The sequence below is a fragment of the Kineococcus sp. GCM10028916 genome, assembly GCF_042674865.1.
GTDB lineage: Bacteria > Actinomycetota > Actinomycetes > Actinomycetales > Kineococcaceae > Kineococcus.
Map to the genome: position 1 here is coordinate 157,472 of NZ_JBHTFM010000020.1, position 25,282 is coordinate 182,753.

The window sequence follows — 25,282 nt, forward strand, 5'->3', positions numbered from 1 at the left end:
GGCGATCAGCGCGCGGAGGCCGTTGCCCGCTGCCCCACCTGGGCGGCGAGGTCGGCCGCGACCTCGTCGGGGCTGGCCATGGCCGTGATCTCGTCGCGCGCCGACCGCGCGGCGCGCGCGAAGGCGGGGTCGTCGAGGATCCTGCGCACCGCAGCACGCAGGTCGGCCGGGTCGGGGCTGGAGGTGAGGGCGATCCCCGCCCCCAGGCGCTCTACGGCTGCGGCCTGCACGAACTGGTCGGCACCCTGGGGGGTGACGACGAGCGGGATCCCCCGGGACAGGACTGCCAGCACCGTTCCCGCACCGCCGTGCGTGACGACGGCGTCGGTCTCCTCGAGCAGGGTCCCCATCGGCTGGAAGGGCACGATGCGCGCGCGGGCGGGGTCGAGGCCGGAGGCGTCCGGGGCCGCGAGCAGGCCCGCGGTCGCGACGACCTCGACGTCGAGGGCGCCCTCCCCCTCGACCAGGCCGCGCACCACCCCTTCGACGACCTCCGGGTCGGAGAAGACCGATCCGAAGGAGACGAGCACACGGGGACGGTCCGACGGCGAGGTGGTCGCGGTGGTGCGGGCCGGCTCGGCGCCCGGAGCGCGGTGCGCCTCCGGGCGCAGGGTCAGGCGCTGCGTCCCTGCGGGAGCGGGGGTGGACCCCAGGCCGTCGGGGCAGATGTCGAGGAGCCAGTCCCCCGCCGACAACCCGGCCGGTGCCGGTAGACCGCGATCGGTGAAGCTGGCGGCGGCCGAGGCCGCGATGGCGTCCAGGAAGGCCGTCGGGGTGGCCGGCCCGGTCGTGAGGGTGGCCCGCGGCACCCGCAGGTCGGCGGCGACCAACGGACCCACGAGGTCGAACAGCTCGTGGACGACGAGGTCCGGGCGCCACGCGCGCGCGGCGACGAGGGCGTCCTCCCCGCCGAGGTCGAGCCGTGTCGCGCCGAAGAACTCCGCCACGCCCTCGGGGGTGGGCGCCGCTGCAGGGTCGCCACCGGTGCGGCGGGCGACTTCGGCGAACAGGTCCGCCACGGCAGCGCCTGCGGGCAGGTGGGTGAGGGGTTCGCCGATCAGCGCGGCGGCCAGGTCGGCGTTCGTGAGGAGGGCGACGTCGTCGCCGCGGCGGGCGAACGCTCGGGCGAGCGGTAGAACGGGATACAGGTGACCGATGGCAGGTGTACATGAAAAGAGGATGCGCATGGTGATCAGAATGCCTTTCTGGTGAGTATCAGGACCGTAGCATGGACCCATGAGCGAGGAGAAGCACCGCGGGACACGGCGCCAGGAATCAGCAGCCGAGACGCGCCGCCTCGTCCTGGGGGCCGCCCTGCAGGAGTTCACCCGCAGCGGGTACACCCGGTGCACGGCCGCCGACATCGCCCGCGCCGCAGGGGTTTCGGTGGCGACCGTCTACACCAGCGTTGGTCCCAAACCCGACCTCCTGGAGGCCTTGGTCCGCGAGGGGATCCAGAGCGCGCACGTGGCGGAGGCCCTGGAGAGGGTGGCCGGGGCCGACTCGGGCCACGACGTGCTGCACGCCATCGCCAACGGCACCGGAGCCACCTGGCAGGAGCGGGCGGACGTCATCACCGTCCTGCTCGGCAGCGCCGCCGCCGAACCGCGGGGAGCCCTGCTGCTCGCCGAGGCGCAGACCGCCTACCGCTCCGCCCTCGACCGCGCCGCGGAGCGCCTGGTGGAGCTGTCCGCTCTGCGCCCGGGGATCGACGCCGCGCAAGCCTCGGTGGCGTTGTGGTTCTACTTCGGTCTGCACTCCTGGCCACGACTGGTCGACGAGGCGGGTTGGAGCTGGCAGGAGGCGGAGTCCTGGTTGCTGACCGCGGCCGCGCGCACCCTGCTGCCCGAGCCCACGGCGGTACCGCGGCGATCGCACGACCGCGGCACGACGGACTGAGCAGCACGTCGGGCGACGGGGGTCATGGGGTCTCCCACCCTCTCCCCGACCGGACCACCAGCGTGATCCACGACTCAGCACCCCCGGACGTGCCGGCCCTGTCTCCTGGCCGACCGCACGGCTGTGCTTGGATGGCGCGGGACGTTCGGTGCGTCGTTCGCGACGGCGCTGCGGTCCTTCATTGACGAGCAGGGCGCGATCGCGAAGTCCCTGGCGCCGACCCCGCTGTGGTCCTCCGGGACCGTCGCGTCGTACTGGCTGAGTGGGGATGCGCAGTTCAGGCTCGTCAACGAGTCCCTCGTCGTCCACCTGGTCTCGACGCACGAGGACGACGAGGGCATGGAGTTCTCTCACTGGACGAGGAAGAGCATCGACCTGGTCCCGGGGAAGCCGCACATCGTCGGGGAGTACGGGATGCTCGCCGCCCAGGGCCAGTTCGGGGCCCGCGCCGCGCGGTACCGGACGAAGAACGCGGCCTACCTCGCCGAGCCGAAGGTCGCCGCCGCGATGGCGTAGGCAGTGCAGCCCGGCAATGGCGGGTCGGCGAAGAAGTACGGCAACGTCGAGGCCGACACCGACAGCCTCGCCGTCATCAACGGGGCGAAGCGATGAGGGACCCGTTCGCCGGGGACCTCGGCTGACCTGACCTGCACCCGGAACCCGTCCTCGACGCGGCGACAACAATCCGCACCCTCGGCCTCATCGTGGGCACCCTGGTTGCGGTCCTCGGCATCTTCGGCGTAATGGTCTCCGACGACCTCCTCGCCCAGATCACGACGGCCATCACGCTGGTTGTCGGTGCCGCCGCCGCGGTGTGGGCCCTGGTCGTGCCGCTGCGCGCGGCGTGGCGAGTGCGGGCCCAGGTGACACCGGTGGAGTCCCCACGCGACGTCGACGGCACCGCGCTGGTCCGGGTGGATGGCAAGCCCCCTGGCCTGACCCGTTCGGCCCTGTACAGAACAGAGCGCCCCCACCCGATTACGTCGGGTGGGGGCGCTGCTGTCGGTACTCTGTGTGATCACCGGGCCAACGGCGACCAAGGAGCACTGTGAGCAAGGATAGCGACCCCTCGAAGTGGGTCATGGAACCGCACACCCATGTCAAGCACGTGATCTTGGACCGTTACCTCAAGGGATGGTTCCCCATCCTGTCGAGCTTCGCTGGTCGCATCGTGTTCCTCGACGGGTTCGCGGGGCGCGGTCGGTACACCGGCGGCGAAGTTGGGTCACCGATCATCGCTCTCAGGGCACTCCTCGACCATGCGTACTTCGACAGGATGCGGCACAGGGAGTTCGTGTTCCTCTTCATCGAGGCCAACAGGGAGAACGCCGAATCACTGCAGGCCGTCATCGATGAGTTCAAGGCCGAGCGGGCCCCGTGGCCGAGCAACGTCAAGGTTGACGTCATCAACGCCGCCTTTGAGGACCACGTCACCGAGATGGTGAAGTACCTCCAGGAGCAGAAGAAGAAATTGGCCCCGACCTTCGCCTTCGTGGACCCGTTCGGGTACAGCGGTCTGCCGATGGCTTTGCTCGCCGACTTGCTCAGCTACCCGCAGGCGGAGGTCTTCGTCAACTTCATGGTGGGGCACGTGCAGCGATTCGTCGGCCGTGACGGCCAGCAGAACGCCATCGAGGGGCTCTTCGCCCTACCCCGCGATGAGGTCGTGGCGAACCTCGACGGGACCGACGATCGTGTCGCCCAGCTGCGGAGTCTCTACAAGCAGCAGTTGCACAACGTCGCGGGGTTCGAACACGTCAGCGCCTTCGAGATGAAGGTGATGAACGGGAACGTGGGCTACTACCTGCTGCACGGCACCAAGCACAGGATGGGCGTCAAGGTCATGAAGGAGGCCATGTGGAACATCGACCCCACCGGCCAGTACACGTTCTCGGACCGCTTGGCAGGGAGTGAGGTCCTCTTTACCCCTGAGCCCAACCTCAAGCCGTTGGTCGAAGCTCTTCTCCGCGATCACGCAGGGCGAGTTGCGGTTCCGGTGGAGGATCTACGGTGGTACAGCCTGCTGCAGACCCCTTACCGCGAAACGCACCTGACGCCGGTTCTGAAGCAGCTCGAAGCCGAGAACCAGATCAGCGTCCGGCGACTGGGGAAGTGGGGCTATCCCAAGGACAAGACCTGGATCAGTTTCCCCGGCTAGAGCTTGGGTACTCGTCCCACAGACGCCCGTCGAGATAGCGGCCGTTCGCCTTCGGGGTGCGGCCGCCCCACTGCTTGAAGAAGAACGGCACCTCGGCGTCCACGCACTGATCACGGATGTCGGTAACCCAGTCCGGGTCAACCGGACGGGCGTGGTGCCCAGACTCTCCACCAACGATGACCCACCCAATGCCTTGGAGATCAATCTCACCCAGGTTGGACAGCAACGGTTCGCAGGATAGGAACCGCACAGCGGCAGGAACCCGGCGGAGCTCGTCGATGCGGCCGAGCACCCCCGGTTCCTCTACCGAGGTCCCCATCCACACGTTCGCTGGCCAATCCAGCTGATCGGCCATCTTGCGTGCTCGCATCGGCCGCTTCGTCAAGATCTGGTAGGTGTGCTGCGGGGTTGCCTTCATGACGTCGAAGACGTCGCGGACGAAAGAAGTCGGCACCTTGGCGTGAAAGAGGTCACTCATGGAATTCACGAAGACCGTCTTCGGGGACTTCCACTTCAGCGGCTGCTCGAGGGCGCGCGGGTGGACAGTCACACCGAACCCGGGACCAGAGGTCACGGGGTTGCCATCGTTCTGGTACTTCTCGGCCCCCATAGCCTTCAGCCTCTTGGCCAACACCATGGCGTAGCAGTTGTCGCACCCTGCCGAGACGCGATCGCAACCGGTCACCGGGTTCCAGGTGACCTCGGTCCACTCGATGCTTGTTTTCTGGGCCACCTCGACAAGGTAGTCTTCGAACGCGCGTTCGATCAAGAATCTCGCCGTGGTGTACGTCACGATCTGATGCCGTTTCTCTGCACTCAGGTCAGCCGCGGAACCGCAGTACCGCCCGCCCGGCGGCCGTCAGCTCCACCTCGAGCGGCAGGGCGTCGCTGCCGAACCACTCTGCGGCGAGCAGCCCCTAGGCGTCGAGGCGGCGGTAGACCGCCCCGACCGCAGGCGCGCACTCCTGCACGTTCTCCAGCATCTGGCCGAGCGAGGCGTGCTCGAGGATCGCCCGATCCAGACCGGTGAGCATCATCGCGGGATAAGGCGCCGGGGCCCCTCAAAGCGGATGTGGTTCCCGCAGGTCCAAACGTCGATGACCTCCTTCTCCTTGCCGCTGGTCGCGAACCCCACCGTCTCAACGGTGTAATCAGCAGCAACATCAGGAGTCGTGCAGCCCACTACTGAGCAGGGTGGCTGTGCCTCGACAGGTGTGTCAGTGCTCTTGTCCATGCTTTCCTCCATGAAGACGTACCGGGTCTCGTTCGAGCAGCCGCCGGGCGGTCGGCCCCACCGCCCCTCCGTCGTCATTTAGGCCACCGACGACCAGGCCGCAATGACACAGGTACAGGCGACGTGGTCACAGGACGAGATCATCGCTGTGCACGGGGTCGGCCCACAGGACGGAACGCAGTGGCGGGTCTGGGTGCGGCTTTGAGCCTCAGAGGCCCGTCTTGGAGACGCCGTAGTCGGCCTCGCCGGGCGTGAAGCCTTCGAAGACCAGCTGCTCGGTCAGGCTCTGGCGCGAGAAGGACGACATGTCGAGGTAGCTGGCGGCCTTCTTCGCGGCCTGGTCGTTCCAGTCGACATCGATGTGGTCGACGGCGTAGGTCGCGTCGTCGGTGGAGAAGCCTTCGAACTCCATCTGCTCGATGAGACCCGAGCGGGAGAAGGCGGCGAACTCGAGGTAGCTGTCGGCCTTCCGCACGGCGTTCTTCTGCGCCACGGACTGGTCCGGAGCTGCCTGCGTTTGGACAGGGGCGGGGGCCTCGCTGGTGGGCGGGGCGGGCGCGGGAACTGACTGCTCGACAGTGGGCTGCTCGGTAGCCGACTCGGCTACGACGGGCGCCTCAGCGACGGCTTCCTCGCTGGTCTCAGCGGGCGCCGCGATGGACGTCGTAGAGGTGTCGGTGTCCATGCCCGAACCGATGGCGCTGAAGAGGATGCCCCAGCCGATGACGCCGAGGGCCAGCGAGATGGACGAGACGATGATGCCGGCCTTGATGCGGGCGGGGTTGATCTCGCCGCGCTTGGCCTTGCCGCGGGCGACCAGGCCCAGAATGAGGCCGATGACCGAGCAGATACCGACGACAAAACCGATGGCGCCGAGGACGACGCTGGCCGTGGCGATGCCGGCAGGCTGGTTGGTCGGCTGGTACTGCTGCGGGGGCTGAGTCGGGTACTGGGTGGACACGGGAGTCTCCTGGGTCGTGGCTGGGTTGCTACTGAGAGTCGCACTGAACATCGACCCTGAGTAACGAAACGTCACAGATCGCGTGGCACCCTTTCGAGGGTCAGAACCGAGCGCACCTCATGCGCCCGATGTGACAGGGCGCACTGCGGCGGGGGTTCCTAACCGGTCCTCACGGACCAGCGTGCGGCACGACCAGATCCTCGTCGTGCGCCCTTCGTGCGCGCCCTTGCGCCCCGGTAATGCCCTGTAGCCAGATCACGCCAAGAAACAGAACAGGATCGCTGCAGGTCAGCGGCTCGACGGGTCCCGGGCCAACAGGACCACGACCTCCACGTGCTGGGTGTGCGGGAACATGTCGAGCATCCTGGCCCGCACCGGTCGCAGCGACGGCATGGCCGCGAGGTCCTTCGCGAGCGTCACGGGGTTGCAGCTGGAGTACACGACGTGACGGACACCGGAGGTCTCCAGCCATCCGCTGAGCTCGGCGCCGATCCCCCGTCGGGGTGGGTTCACGACGACGAGTTCCGGCGGTTCCGGCGCGTCGAGGGCGAACCTGGTCGCGTCGCCGACGGCGAACTCGACGTCGGGCCGACCGACGGCGGCGGCGCGGGCGCTCTCGACCGCCTCGGCGCTCACCTCGATCCCGGTCACCGCTCGACCCGGTGCCGCGCAGTGCAGCGCGAACCCGCCCACCCCGCAGTAGAGGTCCCACAGGCTCGCGGGCGCTACCTCGTCGACCCAGCGCGCCACCTGGGCGTAGAGCTCCTGCGCCACCAGGGAGTTCGTCTGGAAGAAGCTCTGCGGGCGCAGGTCGAGGTCCACGGCGCCCATCGGCATCCGCAACGTCGTCCGCTCGGTGAGGGGGATCTCGACGTCCCCCTCGACGACGGCCTTGTGCTCGGGCAGCAGGTTGGCGGTCGCGACGGTGATCTGCGGAGCCTGCGCCAGCAGCCAGGGCAGGTGCTTGCGCAGGGCGGCCACCCGGTCCTGGGACCGCAGCACGAAGCGGACCATCTGCTCACCCGTCCTGGACTCGGTGACCAGGACGTACTTGAGTTCCCCCCGGCGGCGGGGGACGTCGTAGGGCACCAGCCCGGCGCGGGTGACGAACCGGGCCAGCACCGGCAGGACGTCGCGGATGCCGGGAGCGCAGACGGCGCACTCGCGCAGGTCGACGCCGCGGCCCGCCGCGTCGAGGATGCCCAGCGTCGGCCGCTCGAGCGTGCCGCCGGCGACCATCTTCGCCTTGTTCCGGTACCCGGCCTCCGGGCTGCGGACGCTCGGCAGCCAGCGCAGGCCGTCGTGGTCGGCGAGCAGTTCGCGGCAGCGTTCTTCCTTGTCCCGCACCTGGTCCGGGTACGGAAGCTCGATCAGGGTGCAGGAGCGACACACGTGGGCGTCGTAGTAGTCACACTGCATGGCCCCTCGAGTGTAGGAGCAGTTCGACCGCGACACGGATCTCGTCCCGGAAGGCCTCCCGGGAGGACGTCTGCTGCTTGACCCCGATGGCGGCGCTGATCATCGTGCGCACCACCGCGTCGGTGGTTCGCGGCGGTCGAGCGGGGTCCGCCGCCGACACGGCGGCGCGCACGAGCCCGGCGAAACGCCGCGGCGCGTCGAGGGCGTCCGCGGTCATGACCTCGCGGTGGGCCTCGACGACGGCGAGGAGTTCGCCCCCGACCGCCCCGAGGTAGCGCCCCGTCCAGGCGCCGAAGGCGTCCACCAACCGCTGCTCCAGCGGCACCGCACCGTCCCCGAGCGCCTGCGCCACCCGCTGCAGGTCCTGCTGCAGGGCGCGTTCGACGGCCGCGGCGAAGAGTTCCTGCTTGGAGCTGAAGAGGAAGTACAGGCCGGGACGCGAGATCGACGCCGCCCGGGCGACGTCCTCCATCGAGGTCTTCCGGTAGCCGTAGCGGAGGAAGGCCTCCACCGCGATCGCCAGAACGCTCTCGCGGCGGTCCGGACCGGCGCTCACCTGCTCCACGAACGGACCCCTCACCTCGGCGTGCTTTACAGATCAAGCCTACTCTGTAAAGCAAGAACGCTCGAACCGACTCCTGAAGACACCGTCGTGCCGGAACTCATCACCACCCGCTTCGACGCCACCAGCACCGCCGCGGACGTCGTCGAGGGCGTCGACCTCGACGGTCGCCGTGCGATCGTGACCGGGGCCTCCTCCGGACTGGGTCTCGAGACCGCCCGCGCCCTCACCGCTGCGGGGGCCGAGGTGACGCTGGCCGTGCGCAACGTCGCCGCCGGCTCGGAGGTCGCCCGCCGCATCGCGAGCGAGACGGGTCGTCGGGCACCCGGGGTCCGCGCCGTCGACCTCGCCGATCCCGCGAGCGTGGCCGCGTTCGTGGACGCCTGGAACTCCCCGCTCGACGTCCTGGTCGACAACGCCGGGCTCGTCACCTCCGACCTGGAACGCACCGGGCGGGGCTGGGAACTGCAGTTCGCCACCAACCACCTCGGGCACTTCGCCCTGACCACCGGCCTGCACCGGCACCTGGCCGCCGCGGCACGGGGTGGTTCCCGCGTGGTCGTCGTGTCCTCGACCGCCCACATGCGGGCCCCCGTCGACCTCGCCGACCCGCACTTCGAGCACGGGCCCTACGACCCCCAGATCGCCTACGCCCGGTCCAAGTCGGCGAACTCCCTCTTCGCCGTCGAGGCCACGCGGCGCTGGCGCGACGACGACGTCGTCGCGAACGCGGTGAACCCGGGCGGGGTGGCGACGGGTCTGCAGCGCAGCTTCTCCCCCGTGCAGCGGGCCTCGTTGGCGGCCGCATAGGCTGCGGGGACGTTCTCCTGGAAGACCTCCGCCCAGGGGGCGGCGACGATCCTCGTCGCCGCGGTCTCGCCGGAGTTCGCCGCCGTCGGCGGCCGCTACCTCGACGAGTGCCGCGAGGCCCACGTCGTCCCCGACGACGCGACGCTCGCCGAGCACCCGCACGGTGTGAAGCGGTGGGCCGTGGACCCCGACACGGCCAGGGCCCTGTGGCGGCTCAGCACGGACCTGGTGTCGTGACCCGACGGGCCCCGCGCCCGTCTCGGCCCGCCGCTGAGCGCGGCGGGGGGTTCTGTCCACCCCTCAGGGGGTGAGCTCGATCCGTTCCAGCCAGTCGGCGACCAGCGCCCGGCACGCCGCGGGGCGGTCGAGCAGCGCGTTGTGACCGGCGGTGTCCAGCACGGCGAACGTCGCCCGCGGGTACTGCTCGAGCTGCGCCAGCGGGTCGCGGTAACCGGTCATGTCGTCCTGCCGGCCGGTCACGACCAGCGAGGGACGGGCGAACACCGCCCGGGGTTCGACGGTGAGCGCGTAGTTCTGCTCGATCGCCTCGAGGGAACCGGGGTGCAGCCCCCGCACCCCGGCGAGCACGGACTCGGAGAACGCGGCGAAGTTCTCGGCCGTCTGCACCACCGAGACCTGCTCGTACTCCGCGCGGTCACCCGGGTCGAGACCGGCGAGGAGGTCGGGGTCGTGGACCAGCACCGGTCGCGGCGGCAGGTCGCGGCGGGTCCGGTCGGCGACCACCGCGGGGCAGAGCAGGCCCATCCCGAGGACCTGCGCGGCCCGGCGTTCCACCAGACCCCGGGTCAGCATCCCGCCCCAGGAGTTCCCCAGGACGGCGAACCGCCGGTCGCCGAGTTCGGCGCCCACGAACCCGTCGAGCTGGTCCAGCACGGCGTCACTGCCGTCGATCCCCGGGTGCCAGCGGTTCTCCCCCGATCCCGGGAGGTCGACGTACCAGCGTTCCCAGGTGCCGTCGAGGTGCGGGTCGGCGGTGAAGAGCTGTTCCAGCGGCAGCAGAGCCCGGTGGTCGACCCCCGCCCCGTGGATCAGCAGCAGCGGGGTTCCCCGTCCTTCGCGACGCGCCAGCACCCGGTCATGCTAGACCGTCGCGGTGACCCCCAACCGGCCCAGGAGTTCCGGCAGGACCTCCTGCAGCGCAGCGTCGACCTTCAGCGTGGCCTTCTCGTCACCCCGCGTCGGGCCGGCGGTGACGATCGCGACGGGCTGGGCGTTCTTCGCCGCGTGCAGCACGAACCGGTACCCGGACATGACGGCGAGGGAGGACCCGAGGACGAGCAGCACGCGGGCGGCGTCGAGGAGTTCGAAGGACCGCGCGACCCGGTCCTTGGGCACGGTCTCCCCGAAGAACACGACGTCCGCCTTGAGCGCGTCCTCGCCGCACCGGCGGCAGGCCACCGTGACGAAACCCTCGAGCTGGGCGTCGCTCAGGTCGGCGTCGCCGTCGGGGTTCAGCGCGTGCAGTTCCTCCACCCGGGCACCGAACCCCGGGTTCGCCTCCGCCAGCCGCACGGCGAGTTCCGCGCGGGCCGTGACCTCGGCGCAGTTCAGGCAGACCACCCGGTCGAGGTTCCCGTGCAGTTCCACGACCTCCCGCGTGCCGGCGGCCAGGTCGAGGCCGTCGACGTTCTGGGTGATCGTCCCGGTCACGAGACCCGCTCGTTCCAGGGCCGCGACGGCCCGGTGGGCCTCGTTGGGACGGGCGCGCCGGAAGTGCTCCCAGCCGACGTGGCTGCGTCCCCAGTAGCGACGACGGGCCTCGGCGGAACCCGTGAACTCCTGGTAGGTCATCGGCGTGTGCCGGGTCAGCGACCCGTTGGGGCCGCGGTAGTCGGGGATCCCGGAGCCGGTGGACATCCCGGCCCCCTCGAGGACGAGGACCCGCCCGTCGGCGAGCAGGTCGGCGAGCGGGGCGAGGTCGGTCACGCGACCATGCTGCCGCGCGTGTCCTCAGCGCGCAGGGTGAGGGTCGCCAGCAGCGCCGCGGCGACGACCAGCGCCACCACCACCCCGACCACGACGCCCCAGCCGCCGTCGGCGAACGCGAACCCGCCGAGCCAGCCGACGACGCTCGACCCGGCGTAGTAGGCGAAGGTGTAGAGCGCGGAGGCCTGGGCCCGGAACCGCGGGCGGGCACGCGCCCCGACCCAGCCGCTGGCGACGGCGTGCGCGGCGAAGAACCCGGCCGTGAGCAGCACCAGCCCCGCGACGACCACGACGATCGAGCTCGACAGCGTCAGCAGCGCCCCGAGCACGAACACGGCGGCAGAGCCGACGAGGACGCGCAACCGGCCCCGCCCCGCGAGGCGACCGGCGAGCGAGGAACTGGCCGTGCCGGCCAGGTAGACGACGAACAACAACCCGACGACGGCCTGGGACAGCGAGAACGGCGGTTCCAGCAGGCGGAAGCCGAGGTAGTTGTAGACCGTGACGAACGCCCCCATCAGCAGCAGGGCCTGGGCGTAGAGGACGAGCAGTCCCCGGTCGGAGAGCGCACCCCGCACCCGGACGGCCAGCGAGGGACCGGCCACGCGGGCGGTGCGCACGAAACCCCGCGAGCGCGGGACGACGAGGCAGAACAGGACCGTCGCGGCGACCCCGACGAACGCGACGGCGGCCACGCCCCACCGCCACCCGAGCACGTCGGCGACGCTGGAGGAGACGATCCGGCCGGTCAGCCCGCCGACGGAGTTCCCCGAGACGTAGGCCCCCGCGGCGAGCGCGACCTCACGGGCGTGGACCTCCTCGGCCAGGTAGGCCATGGCCACGGCGGGCAGTCCCCCGAGCGCGGCCCCCTGCAGCGCGCGCAGCACCAGCAGCGGAGCGAGACCGCCGGCCAGCGGGACGGCGAGCCCGAACAGGGTCGCGGCCACGATCGAGACGACCATGGCCGGCACCCGCCCGAGCCGGTCGGCGACGGCGCTCCAGCCGAGCACCGAGACCGCGAGCGCCCCCGTCGCGACGGAGACGCCGAGGGCGGAGCGGGACGCGTCGAGGTGGAGCCCGGTGGCCAGGGCGGGGAGGACGGCCTGCACGGAGTAGAGCTGGGCGAAGGTGGCGACCCCCGCGGCGAAGAGGGCGACGACGACGCGGCGGTACCCGGGGGTCCCGCGTTCGTGACCGGCCCACGGTTGCGTGTCGGGGCGGGTGCGGTCGTCGAGGCTCACCCCTCGACGGTAGGAACACGGCACCGATGCGTCCAATGCATGAAGCGGTGCGGACTCATGCACACTTCATGGGTGAAGGACGCACTCCACGAGCTGGTGGGCCCGCTGCAGGTGCTGGTGGCCGTCGCCGAGCACGAGCACGTCACCCGCGCCGCGCACGCCCTGGGCCTGCAGCAGCCGACCGTCAGCCGGACCCTCGCGCGGGTCCAGGACGCGGTCGGGGTCCCGCTCCTCGTGCCGGACGGGCGCGGGGTCCGCCTCACCGCCGCAGGTCGTGCACTGGCCGACGTGGCGGCGCGGGCGCTCGCCGACCTCGACCGCGGGATCCGGGCCGTCCGCGACGACGACTCCCCCACCACGGGCCGGATCGCGCTCGGCTTCCTGCACACCCTGGGGGCGGCCGCGGTCCCGGCGCTGGTGCGGGCGTTCCGCCAGGACCACCCCGGCGTCCGCTTCCAGCTGCACCAGGGTGCGGCGGGCGCGGTGCTCGACCAGCTCACGGTCGGCGAGGTCGACCTGGTGCTGACGTCACCGGTGCCGCGGCGACCCGGGTTGGCCTGCGCGGCCCTGGTGGACCAGCCGTTGGTCCTCGCGGTGCCGGGGGACCACCCGCTCGGGGTGCCCGGGCCGATCGCGCTGACCGCCGTGGCCGACGAGGAGTTCGTGCTCTTCGAACCGGGCTACGGCCTGCGCGAGACGGTGGAGGCGATGTTCGCGCAGGCCGGGATCGTGCCCCGGATCGCGTTCGAGGGCCAGGACGCGCACACCCTCCGGGGTCTGGTCGCCGCGGGACTGGGCGTCGCGGTGGTCCCGGCCGCCCACCCGGGAACCTCCGAGGCCTTCGTCGGGGTGGTGGAACGACCGCTGCAGGGACCGTCGTCGACCCGGACGCTGGGTCTGGTGTGGCGCGACGAACCCCTGCCGCGGGTGACGGCGGCGTTCCGCGACAGCGTGCTCGCGCGGCCGCACCTGCTCCTGCCCTAGCGGTCCCGACCCTCCCGGCGTCGGGACTGCGCGATGGTGATGACGCCCCCGCCGGCGGCACCGAAGGCGCCCCAGGCCCACAGGTCCTGTCCGCGGGCGAGCAGGACCAGCCCGACGACGACGAGGACCAGCAGCACGAGGTACTGGCCGAGGCGACGGCGGAAGCGTCGGTCCTGGTTCACGGGGATCTCCTGGCTGGGGAAGCGGTCCGACCGGGTGGTCGTGCTGCCAGTGTCCCAGCCGCGACGGGCCCGCTCAGCGACCGCCGCTGACGTCGATGGTCGTCCCGGTCACGTAGCTCGCGGCGTCGGAGAGCAACCAGACGACGGCCTCGGCGACCTCGCCCGGTTCCCCTCCCCGGCCGAGGGGGACGTTCTTCTGCAGCCGTTCGACGCGGCCGGGTTCGCCGGAACCGGCGTGGATGTCGGTGCGGATCAGTCCGGGCCGCACCCCGACGACGCGGATCCCGTCCTCGGCGACCTCCTGGGCGAGGCCGACGGTCAGGGTGTCGACGGCGCCCTTGGAGGCGGCGTAGTCGACGTACTCCCCGGCGCTGCCGAGGACCGCCGCGCGGGAGGAGACGTTGACGATGGTGCCGCCGCCGGTTCTGCTCATGCGTCGCACGGCCTCGCGGGCGCAGAGGAAGGCACCGACGACGTTAACCTCGAGCACCCGCCGGATCCGGTCCACGTCCATGTCGACGACCCGCGACTGCCGGCCGGTGATGCCGGCGTTGTTGACCAGACCGACGACGGGGCCGAGTTCCTCGGCCCGGTTGAACAGCCGCCGCACGTCGGACTCGATCGACACGTCGGCCTGCACCGCGAGGCTCTCGGTCCCGAGGTCGGCGGCGGAGGCGGCGATGACGTCCGCGGCCTCTCGGTGCGTGGAGTAGCTGAAGCACGTCCGGATCCCGCGGGCGGCGAGCGCCTGCACGACCGCCGCACCGATCCCGCGACTACCGCCTGTGACCACCACGGTTCCGTTCACGGACGCACCGTAGTGGGAACACCGCCGGTGTGGCGATCTTGTGAGGGTCAGGGAGCGAAGACCTCCGCCGTCCACAGGTGCAGCAGGGCGTAGCCCCGCCACGGCCGCCACGGCTCCGCCCGCGCCACGGCCGCCTTCGCGCTCATCCCGCCGAGCGCCCGCCGGAGCACGAGGTCACCGGAGAGGAAGGCGTCGGAGTCGCCGAAGACGCGCAGCGCGACGTAGTCCGCCGTCCACGGCCCGATGCCGGGCAGGGCGAGGAGTTCGGCGTGGGCCGCCGCCGCCCGGACCGGGTCGTGGGCCGCGGCCTCGAGGTCGAGACCGTCCGCGATCGCCGTCGCGAGGGCGTGCAGGGTGCGGGCCCGGGCGCCGGTGATCCCGGTGACGGCCTGGATCCCCTCGGCACCGGCCGCGGCCAGCGCCTGCGGTCCGGGGAAGGCGACCAGGGTGTCCACCGGTGTCCCGTACGCCGCGACGAGGCGCCCGGCGAACGTGCAGGCCGCGGCGAGGGAGACCTGCTGGCCGAGGACGGTGAGCACGGCCGTCTCGGCGCCGACGACGGCGCGCGGGAACCGCAGCCCGGGGCGGGCCGCGACGAGGGGCGCGAGGAGCGGGTCCGCGCCCAGCCACGCCTCGGCGCTGACGTGGTCCGCGTCGAGGTCCAGCCAGCGGCGGACGAGGGGGATCACCTCGTCGACGACGTCACCCGGAGCGTCCAGGACGACCGTCGCGCACCGCGGCGACGTGCCGAGGTCGATCCGGACCTCCACCGGACCGCGACGGGTCGGGACCACCCGTTCGTGCACCCCGTCGAGGTGCCGCTCGGCCCCGGGGACGACGTGGGCGCGCAGGAACCGGCGCAGCGGATCGGCCGCCAGGCCGCCGGGGACCTCCAGGAGCCGCTGGACGACCGCAGGTCTCACGTCGGTTCCGGGGTGAACACGGGCGGGTCGGCGGGGGCCAGGTCGGGGTCGTCGTCGCGGAACGTCCGGATCCGCCCGACCGGGGTGTGCGGGCCCTCGAACCGGACGGTCACCCGGCCCGCGCCGGAACCCTGCACCCAGCCGGCGCCGAACCCGGTGTGCGTCACGTCCTGCCCAGGGCGCCACCCCGTCGCGGCGGGCGGGCCGTAGGGGTGCGCCGAACCGCCCTCCGCGACGCCCTCCGCGACGCCCTCCGCGACGCCCTCCGGCTCGTCCTCGTCGGGCAGGGTTTCCGGGTCCTCCTCGATCTCGGCGAGCAGGTCGATCTGGCTGTACTCGGAGAGCCCCGAGACCCCCACGCCCAGCAGGCGCACCCCGTCGGCGACGTCGATCGCGTCGAGGAGTTCGGTGGCGTGGTGGCTGATCTCCTTCGCGGAACTGCTCGCGTGCGGCAGGGTCCGGGAGCGGTTCAGGGTGCTGAAGTCGTAGCGGCGGACCTTGATCGTGATGGTCCGCCCCGACACCCCCGACGTCGCCAGCCGGGCCGCGACCCGGTCGGCCATCCGCCGGATCCGCTCGTCGAGGTCCGCCCGGTCGGTGAGGTCGACCGCGAACGTCTCCTCCGCCGAGACCGACTTCGCCTCGCGTTCGGAGACCACGGGCCGAGGGTCGATGCCGCGGGCGAAGGCGAGCAACCCGCTGCCGTGCGCCTTCCCCAGCATCCGGACCAGTTCCCCCTCGTCCGCGGCGGCGAGGTCCCCGATGGTCTTCAACCCCGACCGGATCAGCCGGTCCCCCGTCACCGCACCGACGCCGGGGATCTTCCGCACGCTCATCGGCGCCAGCAGCGCCTCCTGCTCGGCCGGCGGCACGACGACGAGGGCGTCGGGTTTGCGCAGGTCCGAGGCGATCTTGGCCACGAGCTTGCTGGCCCCCACCCCGACCGAGACGGTCAGGCCGGTGCGGTGGCGGACGTCGGCCCGGAAACGTTCCGCGATGTCGGTGACCGCGGCGACGTCGAGGCCCTCGTGGACGGCCGAGAGGTCGACGAACGCCTCGTCGAAGGACAACGGCTCGACGAGCGGGGACAGCGCGTGCGCGAGCTCCATGACCTGGTGCGAGACCGTCCTGTACGCCTCGAAGCGACCCGCGAGGTAGGCGGCGTTCGGGCAGAGCCGCCGTGCGCGCGCCGTCGGCATCGCCGACCCGATCCCGAAGACCCGGGCCTCGTAGCTGGCCGTGGCCACGACACCGCGGCCACCGGTGCCACCCACGACGACGGGCTTGCCGCGCAGCGAGGGCTTGTCGCGCTGCTCGACGGCGGCGAAGAACGCGTCGAGGTCGAGGTGCATGACGCCGGGCCGGGTCGGGTCGGGACGGCCACCCCGCAGCGGTACCCGCTCCCCCACCTCCGCACTCACCCCCCGAGTCTGCCTCCTGGTTCCGACACCGCCCTCCGGAACGGCCGGGGAGGACCGTAGGCTCCGACGGTGCTGGACCTGTCGACGCCGCAGTTGATCCCCCTCTACCTGGCGGCCCTGGTGATCGGGATCTCGAAGACCTCCATCGGGGGTGCGGGCACCATCGCGGTGGCGATCTTCGCCGCGGTCCTCCCGGCGAAGGAGTCGACCGGGATCATCCTGCCGCTGCTGATCCTCGGCGACGTGTTCGCCATCTCGATCTACCGCCGGCACGCCGACTGGGGGTTGCTGGTCCGCCTCTTCCCCTACGTCGCGCTCGGCGTCGTCGCCGGGGCGGGTTTCGTCCGCGTGGTCGACGACACGGTCATGCGCCGTTCGATCGGCGTGCTGCTGATCCTCCTTGTCGCGATCCACCTGCTGCGCCAGCACCGGTTGCGCAAGCAGGAGGCGGTCGTGCCGATGACCGTCCGCGGCCGCCGGCTCACGTCCCTGGGTTTCGGTTTCCTCGCGGGGTTCACCACGATGGTCGCCAACGCCGGCGGTCCACCGATGTCGATCTACCTGTTCACCATGGGGCTCGGTGTGATGTCGTTCCTCGGCACCGGCGCCTGGTTCTTCTTCATCGTGAACTGCTTCAAGGTGCCGTTCAGCATCGGCCTGGGCCTGCTCAGCCTGGACTCGTTGCAGCTCGACCTCCGCCTCGCGCCCGCCGTGGTGGTGGGGACGCTGATCGGCTGGTGGATCGCGAAGCGGCTGGACCAGAAGAAGTTCGAGAGCTGGGTGCTCGGCGCCTCGGTCGTCTCGGGTCTCAACCTGTTGCGCTGAGCTCACGATGTGACGCGTGACTGCGGCAGTTGCCCACGCTTCGTGATGGACACCCCGGCCCAGGTCGGGTGAGTTTCGGTGCACCGGCGGGATTGACGAGCACACGGTGCAGGTCGCGAAACCCTCGTCGGACTCGGGCGGAGGTTCAACGGGTGAGCGATCGCACCTCCTTCCGCCACGGGCATAGCACCCACCTCACCCCCGCGGCGATCTCGCACCGGTGTGACGGGAGCGGTCCGGTACGAGATCGCGGAGGGGATGGTCGCCGAGGCCGGGGGCGGTCGTCAGTGCTCGCCCGCCGGGCCGGTGGGCAGCGCGGCGCCCCGGGCGAGGGTGAGGGTGGTGGACCGGCCCGCGAGGTACGGCAGCAGGACGACGCGTCCGCCCCAGCTCCGCACCAGCGGCGCCTCGAGCAGTTCCGCCCCGCCGTAGTCACCGCCCTTGGCCCACACGTCGGGCTGCAGCGCGGCGAGGGCCTCCCTGGGGTCGTCCTCGTCGAAGACCACCACGGCGTCGACGCAGTCCAGCGCCGCGATGACCCGGGCACGGTCGACCTGGTCGTTGACCGGGCGCCCGGGGCCCTTGAGTCGCCGCACGGAGGCGTCGGAGTTCAGCAGGACGACGAGGGTGTCGCCGAGCCGCCGGGCCGCCTCCAGGCAGGCGACGTGCCCGGCGTGCAGGACGTCGAAGCACCCGCCGGTGGCCACGACGGTCCCGCCCGCGGCCCTCACCCGCGCGACGGCGTCCGCCGACCCACCCGCCACGGGCGCCGGGTCGGCGGGGGGCTGGTGCTGGGCGGCCCGCCAGCCGGCGGCGCCCCCTGCCGCGACCCACGCCGAGGCGTCCTGGACCGCCGTGACCACGGCCTCCGACGGCAACCGCCCCGCGGCCAGCGACAGGGCCGCCGAGGCCGCGAACCGGTCGCCGGCGCCACAGGGATCACCGACGGCGACGACGGGCGCGGGGACGAACATCGCCTCGGTGCCCGGCGCCGCGAGCCACGCACCCTGCGCACCCGTGGTGACGACGACGCCCTGCACACCCCACCGGGTGGCGAGGTGCTCGGCCAGCCCGTCGGGCGCGGTCGGGGCGGGCGACCCGGCTGCGGCCTTCGCCTCGGAGAGGTTCGGGGAGACGAGCGCGCAGCCCGGGACGGGGTTGCCGCCGCGGGGGTGCGGGTCCCAGACCACCGGCACCCGGCGGGCGGCCTCGGTGAGGGCCGCGCGGACGGCGGGGTCGTGGGTCGTGCCGGCGCCGTAGTCGCTGACCAGCACGACGTCCGCGGTCGCGAGCACGGCGGCCAGGGCGCCGGCGTCGACCGCCTCGGGGGTACCCGGACCGCCCTCGTCGAGGCGGACGAGGGACTGCCCCGCGACCCGCACACGGGTCTTGGTGCGGGTTCCACCGCGGTGACCGAGCCCGACGACGGTGACGGGGTGCGCTGCGTCCTCCAGACCGGCTCGCAGGCGTCGGCCGGCGTCGTCGTCGGACAGCGGGGTCACCAGCGTCGTGGTGGTCCCGGCGACGCCGGCGCCCCCCGCGGCCACGAGCAGGGCCGTCAACCCGGCCCCGCCGGGGCTCTCCTGACGGTCGGTGAGGTCGACGACGGGGACGGGGGCGTCGGGGGCGATGCGGTCGCTGTGGCCCAGGAGGTCGACGTCGAGCACGCTGTCGCCGACGACGACCACGTGCCGGGTTCCCGAACCCCGGGCCTTTTCGTGCCGGACCCCCTCGTGCCGAAGCGAGGAGACGGCCGCCTCGACGGTGCGGGCCGCGGACGAGGCGTTCGAGGACGGGGCCGGGCTCGACACGGCGGTGCCGGAGGTGGGGAGCGCGAGGGCCGTCTCCCCCCGCAGGTGCGCGTCCACGGCGGCGCACAGCGCGTGCAGGGCGATGAGGTGACCCTCCTGGACGGCCGAGGTGGACGAGCCCTCGACCCCGACGAACACCGTCTCGTCGGCCACCTCGGACAGCGCGCTGCGACCGGGGCCGGTCATGGCCAGGACGAGCAGTCCGCACCGGCGTCCCCGCTCGGCGGCGGCGACGACGTTGGCGCTCCTGCCGGAGGTCGACAGCAGCACCAGGACGTCACCGGGGCGGCCGTGGGCCTCGACCTGGCGGGCGAAGACCTCCTCGCCGCCGTAGTCGTTGCCGATGGCGGTGGTGCTGGAGGTGTCGGCGTGCAGGGCGATCGCCGACAGCGGTCGCCGCTCGCCCTCGAAGCGGCCCACGAGTTCGGCGGTGAGGTGCTGGGCTTCGGCGGCGCTGCCGCCGTTGCCGGCGGCGAGCAGGCGGCCGCCGCGGGCGTAGACGTCGACGAGCCGCGCCGCCCAGCCGTCGAGGACCTCACCCTGGGCGACGAGGCTGGTCATGGCCTCGGCGACCTGCGGTCGGTGCCGGGCGAGCCACTGCACCGCGGGACGGTCCTGCGTCGGGTCGGTCATCGGTGCTCCTGGGTGCTCGAGGAAGGGGGCTGCTGCTCGTGCGCTCGTCTCACAGCGCCTGCTCCGCACCGGGCCGGACGTCGCCCTGCGGGGGCAGCGGTGCCGACGGCGGAGGAACGGGGACCTTGCCGGTGGCCAGGGCCTCGACGGCGTCGAGCACCTCCTGGGGGGCGACGTCGAGGCACGGGTGCCCGGCGACGGGACAGACCTGTGCCCGGGTGAGGCGGCAGGGGGCGGAGAGGTCACCGAGCACGACCACGGGGACCCCGAACGGCACCCAGCGCTCCACCGGCATCACGGCGGAGAACCAGCTCGCGACGGGAGTCCCGACGGCGGCGGCGAGGTGCGCGGGGCCGGTGTTGCCGACGAGGACGACGGCGGCGGCCTCCAGGAGCGTCGCGAGCTGCCCGAACGAGGTCCGCCCGGCGGCGTCGACGACCCGGGGGCGTCCGGCGCTGACCCGGGCGGCGAGGTCCACCTCGCCGGGCCCACCGGTGACCACGACCCGCCAGCCCGCGGCGTCCAGGGCCGCCACGGCGGCGGCGGCGACCGCCGGGTCGGGGGCCCGGGCCGGCACGGACGCGCCGGGGTGGACGACGACGACGCGGCCGGCGGCGAGGTCGTCACCGAGTTCGGCGAGCAGGTCCGCCGGCAGCTCCGGCAGCGGGTGCCGCAGCGCCATCCGGGGGTCGGCGGGGATGGCCCGCCCGGAGGTGACGACCAGGCCCAGGCTCGCGACGACCTCGTGCTCCCCGCCGGTCCCGTCGGGGTTGCCGGGACGGCGGTGCCGGACGTCGAGGAGGCTGCCCGGGTAGTCGTCGGTGGCCGCGACCACCCGGGGGACCCCCGCGAGGCGGGCGATCAGGGCCATCGGCATCGCGCTCTGGTGGTACGAGGTGAAGACGACCACCTCGTCGTAGCGCCCGGCCCGGACGGTCTCGACGAGCGCGAGCAGCGGCTCGGCGTCCGGGGCGGGCGGGTGGTAACCGGACCACGGGACGTCGGCGACGAGGACCTCGTCCACCCCCGGCAGCAGCCGGGCCGCGCCCGCTCCGGGGGGCGCGGCGAGCAGGTCGACGCGCGAGGCCTCGACCCCGTCCGGTCCGTACCGCAGGGCGGCGATCGCCGGCCCCGTCATCAGCACGTCGCCGTCGCTGTCGAGCCGCGTGGCGAGGATCCGCGGGCCGGTCACCCGGCGGCCAGCGGGTTCGCGAGCACGGGGTTCGCGAGCACGGGGTTGAGCAGGAGGTCGAGCGCGGCGGTGAGGTCGGCGGCCTGCGGGCCCGGGACCAGCACGGACCGGGCCCCGGCGGCCTCGGCGGCCTCGGCGTCGGTGGGCGAGTCACCGACGACGGCGACCTCGTCGGGCCGCAGGCCGAGCGCGGCGGCGGCGTCCAGGACGAGACCGGGCGCGGGTTTGCGGCAACGGCAGGCGTCGGTGGGGGTGTGCGGGCAGGTGCGGACGACGTCGACCCCGCCGATCTGGCGCACCACCTCTGCGGTGACGGCGTCGGCCTGTTCGCGGGTGATGAACCCGCGGCCGACCCCGGACTGGTTGGTGACGATTCCGGTGCGCAGTCCCGTTGAACGCAGCCGGGCGAAGACCTCGACCGCCCCGTCGACGAGGCGGACCTGCTGGGGATCACCGTTGTACGGGACGTCGTGGACGACGGTCCCGTCTCGGTCGAAGAGGACGGCGCGCAGACCGGCCCTGCCGTCGGGGTTCATCACATGGAGTTTGTAGTCGAGAGGAGCGACGAATGCACGGCGGGCGGGCAGGGTGGAGTGAGACGTGTGCCACCTTCGGCGTCCTCGCCGAGCCGCTCCGGCCCGCGGGGGGTTAGGTTCCCCGAGCCACCCGGGCCGATCGTCCGCCCGGTCGAAGTCCGCACACGTCAGGAGTCGTCGATGAACGTCCCCTTGGCTCTCTACCCCCGTCGCAGCACTTCAACCGACGACGGGACGGAAATCTGGAACTGGGCCCGCAACGCCACCATCGCGCCGTCGACGGCCGTCGTGTCGCCGACCACCGAGGCCGAACTCCGCGAGGCGATCACCTCGAGCGCGGGCCGGTTGAGGTTGACCGGGTCCCGGATGTCCGCCGGCCGGATGCTGGAACTCGCCGCGAGCGGCGACCGGCTCATCGACACCAGCGGCCTGCGCGGCCTGCTGGGCACCGACGAGGACAGCGCCACGTTCGCCGGCGGGACGTCGCTGCAGGAGATCTACGGCGTGCTGACGTCGATGGGCCGGATGCTGCCCTCCTCCCCCGGCGTCATCGCCTCCCAGACCCTGGCGGGCGCCCTGGCGACGGGGACGCACGGGCAGGGCCTGCGCCAGTCGTCCATCGGTGACGCGGTGCTGAGCGTGCGGATGGTGCTCGCCGACGGCTCCGTCGCCGAGTTCGACCGCGACCACCCCTCGTTCCCCGCCGTCCAGCTCGGCCTCGGGGTCCTCGGCGCGGTCAGCGCGGTCACGCTGCGCACCGTTCCGTCGCTCGTCTACACCTGCGTCAAGGACGCGGTCAGCGCCGACGGCCTGGAGACGCAGCTGCTGACGTGGAACCGCGACCACGCCATGAGCAAGGCGTGGTGGTTCCCGGACGAGAACCTCGTCCACGTGTGGACGGCGCAGGAGGCCGACGAGGAGGAGCTGCGCGAGTACCACGCGGGCGGTGGGCGCCTCATCGAGCGCGAGACGACCAGCGACGCCATGAACCGGACGATCGACGCGGCCCTGTCGACCATGCGCGGCGACACCGGCCTGGCCGACGCCGACAGCAAGCCGTACCGCACGGTGAACCGCTTCAAGGACTTCTCCGACGTGACCGGTGACGTGTACCAGGTGTTCTGCCGGGGCATCGCGACCCCGCAGATCAACGTGGAGATCGGTGTTCCGCTGCACCGTGCCGGTGAGGTCATCGCCGTTCTGAAGGAGTGGCACGCGCGGACCCGTCCGCACATGCACTACCCGATCATCCTGCGCTGCACCGGACCCTCGACCGCGTGGCTCAGCCCGTCGCAGGGGCAGGAGACGGTGTACTTCGGTTTCGTCGTCTACTACGCCGAGGACGGAACCCTGTCCGAGGGGGGCATGGACTTCCTCCGCGCGGTGGAGGAGGTGCTGGCCACCGAGGGTGGGCGTCCGCACTGGGGCAAGTACTTCGAGCAGCCGCTCTACGACTGGCGTTCGCTGTACCCACGGTGGGACGACTTCCGCCAGGTGCGCGACGAGCTCGACCCGAAGCACCGCTTCGCCAACGCGTTCGCCGACGGCCTGCTCGACTGACCTGCGCTCGACCCGGGTCCGACCGAGGGCTCCTCGACCACGTCCCGACCAGGACCGACCGATCCAGCACCACACAGATCCCGCACCACACAGATCCAGCACCGAACAGGGAGTGCATCGATGAAGGCGTGGGCCACGCTGCTGACGCAGCCGGAGTACCTGGTGGGCGTGCAGGTCCTGCACGCCTCGTTGCGACGTTCGGGAACCCGGTACCCGCTCGTGGTGATGGTGACCCCGAACATCGACGACCCCAGTCGGCAACGACTCGTCGACGACGGTTGCCTCGTCCGTGAACTCCCGCCGTTGCGGCCCGACAGCCGCCTCGAGGCGCGCTACGCCAACGCCCGGTTCGCGGAGGTGTGGACGAAGCTCGGCGCCTGGGACCTGGTCGAGTTCGAGCGCCTCGTCGTGCTGGACGCCGACATGCTCGTCGTGGCCGGCATGGACGAACTCTTCGACCTCGACCTCCCCGACGGCGGGGTCGCCGCCTGCCACGCCTGCCGGTGCAACCCCAACCGGATCGCCAGCTACCCCGCGTCGTGGACCCCGCAGAACTGCTTCTACACGCACTGCCGCGGCATCGACCACACCGAGGAACCCGACGAGGTCGACAACTACTTCAACGGCGGGTTCCTCGTCATCGAACCCGACCACGAGGCGTTCACGTCGATGCTGACCCGCCTCAGCGGGCTGACGGACCTCACGCAGTACCAGTTCGCCGAGCAGGACTTCCTCAACGAGTTCTTCGCCGGCCGTTGGCGCCCCATGCCCTACGTCTACAACGCCCTCAAGACCCTCCCCCACCAGCACCCCACGCTGTGGAACCTCGACGAGGTGAAGAACATCCACTACATCATCGACAAGCCGTGGGAGGGCCGGACGGAACCCGGCAGCCGCTACCACGAGCTGCACGAGATGTGGTGGACGGTGGCCGAGCAGGACGTGCTGGTCAGCCCACCGAAACCCTGACCCGAGCCGGGCTCCTCGCCCGAGGAGGAGACCGGGATCGCCGCGGGTTGGTGGTCGGTGGGTCGGGGGCAGGTGCGCAGGTAGTTTGTCCGGGTGACACGACTGGCGGCGCGCGACGTCGGGACCTGGCGGCTGGTGGCGCAACGGGTCGTCCCGGTGCTCGCGTCGGCGACCGCCGTGGTCGAGCACCTGGCCGCCGTCCAGGCCCAGGACCTGCGCGGCGCCGCGACCGCCGTCGCGATTCGGACGCCGGCCAGGACCACGGCCGACCTGGCGCGGGCGCTGGACGCGGGCGAGGTCGTGCGGTCCTGGCCGATGCGCGGCACCCTGCACCTGATCGCCGCGGCGGACCTGTTCTGGGTCCTCGAGCTGTGCGCGGCTCGGACGGTCACCGCGACGAGACGTCGTCGCGCGGACCTGGGGATCGCCGACGCCGACCTCGAGACCGCGCACCGCGTGGCCGCGGAGTTCCTGGCGGGAACGGGCCGGTCCACCCGGGCCGACCTCCTCACCGAGTTCGCACAGCACGGCCAGGCGACGACGGGCGGTCGCGGCTACCACCTGCTCCTCCACCTCTGCCTGCTCGGCGTCCTCTGCCAGGGACCGCTGGCCGGTCGTGAACAGACGTTCGTGCTCGCCGGGGACTGGGTGCGGGCTCGGCGGACGCCGGAGGACCCGCTGGCGGAGTGGACGCGTCGCTACCTGCGTTCCCACGGGCCCGCGACCCCGGCGGACCTGGCCGCCTGGACGGGACTGCCGCTCGGCACCGCCCGGCGGGGTTTCGCCGCCGTCCACGACGAGTTCGAGGCGGTCCTGGTCGACGACGTCGAGCACCTCGTCCACCCCGAGGTCCCGGAACTGCTCACCACCCACCGCCGGGCCGTGCGCGACCTGCACCTGCTGCCCGGGTTCGACGAGTTCCTGCTCGGCTACGCCGACCGCTCGCACGTCCTGGCCCCCCGGCACGCCGAGCGGGTGACCCCCGGCGGGAACGGGATCTTCCGCGGGACGGTGGTCGTGGCGGGGAACGTCGTCGGGACCTTCACCCGGGCCGGGACGGAGCTCGACGTGGAACTGTTCGCCGAGCTCGCCGCGTCCCCCGCGAAGGTCCTGGCCCGACGTCGCGCGAGGTTCCCGTCGGGCCGGCTGGACTCCGCCACGCCCTGACGACGCGCGAGGAAGCGGTGAGCGGGGCAGCTTCCGCCCC

At 72.3% G+C, this 25,282-nt stretch carries 24 protein-coding genes and 1 pseudogene; 10 read left to right on the plus strand and 15 right to left on the minus strand.

The window, feature by feature from the left end; all coding sequences use genetic code 11:
* Positions 1-5: 5 nt before the first annotated feature.
* Positions 6-1,187, minus strand: a complete 1,182-nt coding sequence (locus tag ACFQ46_RS21365; protein ID WP_380261858.1) for a glycosyltransferase — start codon at positions 1,185-1,187, stop codon at positions 6-8.
* A 49-nt stretch (positions 1,188-1,236) separates the two neighbouring features.
* On the opposite strand from ACFQ46_RS21365, the gene ACFQ46_RS21370 reads away from it, so the two are divergent.
* From ACFQ46_RS21370 to ACFQ46_RS21385, 4 genes are all read left to right on the plus strand, one after another.
* Positions 1,237-1,899, plus strand: coding sequence for a TetR/AcrR family transcriptional regulator (locus ACFQ46_RS21370; RefSeq protein WP_380261860.1), 663 nt, complete (start codon positions 1,237-1,239; stop codon positions 1,897-1,899).
* Between the two features lie 123 nt (positions 1,900-2,022).
* Positions 2,023-2,415: a hypothetical protein gene (locus ACFQ46_RS21375; protein WP_380261862.1), complete on the plus strand. Its 393-nt coding sequence runs from the start codon at positions 2,023-2,025 to the stop codon at positions 2,413-2,415.
* 188 nt (positions 2,416-2,603) lie between these two features.
* Positions 2,604-2,951 (plus strand): hypothetical protein, encoded by a 348-nt coding sequence (locus ACFQ46_RS21380; RefSeq protein ID WP_380261863.1) that lies wholly within the window; start codon positions 2,604-2,606, stop codon positions 2,949-2,951.
* Positions 2,948-4,057: a three-Cys-motif partner protein TcmP gene (locus ACFQ46_RS21385; protein ID WP_380261865.1), complete on the plus strand. Its 1,110-nt coding sequence runs from the start codon at positions 2,948-2,950 to the stop codon at positions 4,055-4,057. Before ACFQ46_RS21380 ends, ACFQ46_RS21385 begins: the two co-directional genes overlap by 4 nt.
* Here the strand turns inward: ACFQ46_RS21385 and ACFQ46_RS21390 are convergent.
* From ACFQ46_RS21390 to ACFQ46_RS21405, 4 genes are all read right to left on the minus strand, one after another.
* Positions 4,041-4,790 (minus strand): DUF5131 family protein, encoded by a 750-nt coding sequence (locus tag ACFQ46_RS21390; RefSeq protein ID WP_380262023.1) that lies wholly within the window; start codon positions 4,788-4,790, stop codon positions 4,041-4,043. The two genes, ACFQ46_RS21385 and ACFQ46_RS21390, sit on opposite strands and share 17 nt — an antisense overlap.
* Positions 4,791-5,499: 709 nt before the next feature.
* The gene (locus ACFQ46_RS21395; protein WP_380261867.1) at positions 5,500-6,252 is read right to left on the minus strand and encodes an Ltp family lipoprotein; all 753 of its coding nucleotides are present in this window, start codon (positions 6,250-6,252) and stop codon (positions 5,500-5,502) included.
* 288 nt (positions 6,253-6,540) lie between these two features.
* The gene (gene rlmC / locus ACFQ46_RS21400; RefSeq protein WP_380261869.1) at positions 6,541-7,671 is read right to left on the minus strand and encodes a 23S rRNA (uracil(747)-C(5))-methyltransferase RlmC; all 1,131 of its coding nucleotides are present in this window, start codon (positions 7,669-7,671) and stop codon (positions 6,541-6,543) included.
* Positions 7,661-8,251, minus strand: coding sequence for a TetR/AcrR family transcriptional regulator (locus ACFQ46_RS21405; RefSeq protein ID WP_380261871.1), 591 nt, complete (start codon positions 8,249-8,251; stop codon positions 7,661-7,663). The genes rlmC and ACFQ46_RS21405 overlap by 11 nt, the downstream gene beginning before the upstream one ends.
* 72 nt (positions 8,252-8,323) lie before the next feature.
* On the opposite strand from ACFQ46_RS21405, the pseudogene ACFQ46_RS21410 reads away from it, so the two are divergent.
* Positions 8,324-9,280, plus strand: a pseudogene (locus ACFQ46_RS21410) (SDR family NAD(P)-dependent oxidoreductase).
* A 63-nt stretch (positions 9,281-9,343) separates the two neighbouring features.
* On the opposite strand, the gene ACFQ46_RS21415 reads toward ACFQ46_RS21410, so the two are convergent.
* Genes ACFQ46_RS21415 through ACFQ46_RS21425 form a run of 3 tightly spaced genes read right to left on the minus strand, consistent with a single transcriptional unit; the run spans position 9,344 to position 12,231 of the window.
* Positions 9,344-10,135 (minus strand): alpha/beta fold hydrolase, encoded by a 792-nt coding sequence (locus ACFQ46_RS21415; RefSeq protein WP_380261873.1) that lies wholly within the window; start codon positions 10,133-10,135, stop codon positions 9,344-9,346.
* A gap of 9 nt (positions 10,136-10,144) precedes the next feature.
* The gene (locus ACFQ46_RS21420; protein WP_380261875.1) at positions 10,145-10,990 is read right to left on the minus strand and encodes an NAD-dependent protein deacetylase; all 846 of its coding nucleotides are present in this window, start codon (positions 10,988-10,990) and stop codon (positions 10,145-10,147) included.
* Positions 10,987-12,231, minus strand: coding sequence for an MFS transporter (locus tag ACFQ46_RS21425; protein WP_380261877.1), 1,245 nt, complete (start codon positions 12,229-12,231; stop codon positions 10,987-10,989). The genes ACFQ46_RS21420 and ACFQ46_RS21425 overlap by 4 nt, the downstream gene beginning before the upstream one ends.
* 72 nt (positions 12,232-12,303) lie before the next feature.
* On the opposite strand from ACFQ46_RS21425, the gene ACFQ46_RS21430 reads away from it, so the two are divergent.
* Positions 12,304-13,215 (plus strand): LysR family transcriptional regulator, encoded by a 912-nt coding sequence (locus tag ACFQ46_RS21430; RefSeq protein WP_380261879.1) that lies wholly within the window; start codon positions 12,304-12,306, stop codon positions 13,213-13,215.
* Here ACFQ46_RS21430 and ACFQ46_RS21435 read toward each other — a convergent pair.
* The 4 genes from ACFQ46_RS21435 to ACFQ46_RS21450 form a co-directional block, all read right to left on the minus strand.
* Complete coding sequence (locus tag ACFQ46_RS21435; protein ID WP_380261881.1) at positions 13,212-13,397, minus strand: hypothetical protein; 186 nt, start codon at positions 13,395-13,397, stop codon at positions 13,212-13,214. The two genes, ACFQ46_RS21430 and ACFQ46_RS21435, sit on opposite strands and share 4 nt — an antisense overlap.
* A 73-nt stretch (positions 13,398-13,470) precedes the next feature.
* On the minus strand, positions 13,471-14,205 hold the full coding sequence (locus ACFQ46_RS21440; protein WP_328293462.1) for an SDR family oxidoreductase: 735 nt from the start codon (positions 14,203-14,205) through the stop codon (positions 13,471-13,473).
* A 47-nt stretch (positions 14,206-14,252) separates the two neighbouring features.
* Positions 14,253-15,128 (minus strand): AlkA N-terminal domain-containing protein, encoded by an 876-nt coding sequence (locus tag ACFQ46_RS21445; protein ID WP_380261883.1) that lies wholly within the window; start codon positions 15,126-15,128, stop codon positions 14,253-14,255.
* Positions 15,125-16,549, minus strand: coding sequence for a DNA polymerase IV (locus ACFQ46_RS21450; RefSeq protein WP_380261885.1), 1,425 nt, complete (start codon positions 16,547-16,549; stop codon positions 15,125-15,127). Before ACFQ46_RS21450 ends, ACFQ46_RS21445 begins: the two co-directional genes overlap by 4 nt.
* Positions 16,550-16,621: 72 nt before the next feature.
* On the opposite strand from ACFQ46_RS21450, the gene ACFQ46_RS21455 reads away from it, so the two are divergent.
* Positions 16,622-17,374, plus strand: coding sequence for a sulfite exporter TauE/SafE family protein (locus tag ACFQ46_RS21455; RefSeq protein ID WP_380262025.1), 753 nt, complete (start codon positions 16,622-16,624; stop codon positions 17,372-17,374).
* A gap of 284 nt (positions 17,375-17,658) precedes the next feature.
* On the opposite strand, the gene ACFQ46_RS21460 is transcribed toward ACFQ46_RS21455, so the two are convergent.
* The 3 genes from ACFQ46_RS21460 to ACFQ46_RS21470 are packed head-to-tail and all read right to left on the minus strand — an operon-like array spanning position 17,659 to position 21,546.
* Positions 17,659-19,818, minus strand: a complete 2,160-nt coding sequence (locus tag ACFQ46_RS21460) for a PfkB family carbohydrate kinase (RefSeq protein ID WP_380261887.1) — start codon at positions 19,816-19,818, stop codon at positions 17,659-17,661.
* A 49-nt stretch (positions 19,819-19,867) separates the two neighbouring features.
* Positions 19,868-21,010 carry a glycosyltransferase family 9 protein gene (locus tag ACFQ46_RS21465; RefSeq protein WP_380261889.1) on the minus strand — a complete coding sequence of 381 codons (1,143 nt, stop codon included), beginning with the start codon at positions 21,008-21,010 and terminating at the stop codon, positions 19,868-19,870.
* On the minus strand, positions 21,007-21,546 hold the full coding sequence (locus ACFQ46_RS21470) for a D-glycero-alpha-D-manno-heptose-1,7-bisphosphate 7-phosphatase (protein WP_380261891.1): 540 nt from the start codon (positions 21,544-21,546) through the stop codon (positions 21,007-21,009). Before ACFQ46_RS21470 ends, ACFQ46_RS21465 begins: the two co-directional genes overlap by 4 nt.
* 180 nt (positions 21,547-21,726) lie before the next feature.
* On the opposite strand from ACFQ46_RS21470, the gene ACFQ46_RS21475 reads away from it, so the two are divergent.
* From ACFQ46_RS21475 to ACFQ46_RS21485, 3 genes are all read left to right on the plus strand, one after another.
* Positions 21,727-23,106 carry a D-arabinono-1,4-lactone oxidase gene (locus ACFQ46_RS21475; RefSeq protein WP_380261893.1) on the plus strand — a complete coding sequence of 460 codons (1,380 nt, stop codon included), beginning with the start codon at positions 21,727-21,729 and terminating at the stop codon, positions 23,104-23,106.
* A gap of 120 nt (positions 23,107-23,226) precedes the next feature.
* A complete protein-coding gene (locus ACFQ46_RS21480; RefSeq protein WP_380261895.1) occupies positions 23,227-24,075 on the plus strand; it encodes a glycosyltransferase family 8 protein in 849 nt (282 codons plus the stop codon).
* Positions 24,076-24,168: 93 nt separating this feature from the next.
* Positions 24,169-25,242: a winged helix DNA-binding domain-containing protein gene (locus ACFQ46_RS21485; RefSeq protein WP_380261897.1), complete on the plus strand. Its 1,074-nt coding sequence runs from the start codon at positions 24,169-24,171 to the stop codon at positions 25,240-25,242.
* Positions 25,243-25,282: the final 40 nt, after the last annotated feature.

Excerpts from the sequence above, each read along its gene's own strand:
- ACFQ46_RS21365 (WP_380261858.1), bottom strand. The coding sequence starts at position 1,187 with ATGCGCATCCTCTTTTCATGTACACCTGCCATCGGTCACCTGTATCCC.
- ACFQ46_RS21460 (WP_380261887.1), bottom strand. The coding sequence starts at position 19,818 with ATGACCGACCCGACGCAGGACCGTCCCGCGGTGCAGTGGCTCGCCCGG.
- rlmC (WP_380261869.1), bottom strand. The coding sequence starts at position 7,671 with ATGCAGTGTGACTACTACGACGCCCACGTGTGTCGCTCCTGCACCCTG.
- ACFQ46_RS21470 (WP_380261891.1), bottom strand. The coding sequence starts at position 21,546 with ATGAACCCCGACGGCAGGGCCGGTCTGCGCGCCGTCCTCTTCGACCGA.
- ACFQ46_RS21475 (WP_380261893.1), top strand. The coding sequence starts at position 21,727 with ATGAACGTCCCCTTGGCTCTCTACCCCCGTCGCAGCACTTCAACCGAC.
- ACFQ46_RS21370 (WP_380261860.1), top strand. The coding sequence starts at position 1,237 with ATGAGCGAGGAGAAGCACCGCGGGACACGGCGCCAGGAATCAGCAGCC.
- ACFQ46_RS21480 (WP_380261895.1), top strand. The coding sequence starts at position 23,227 with ATGAAGGCGTGGGCCACGCTGCTGACGCAGCCGGAGTACCTGGTGGGC.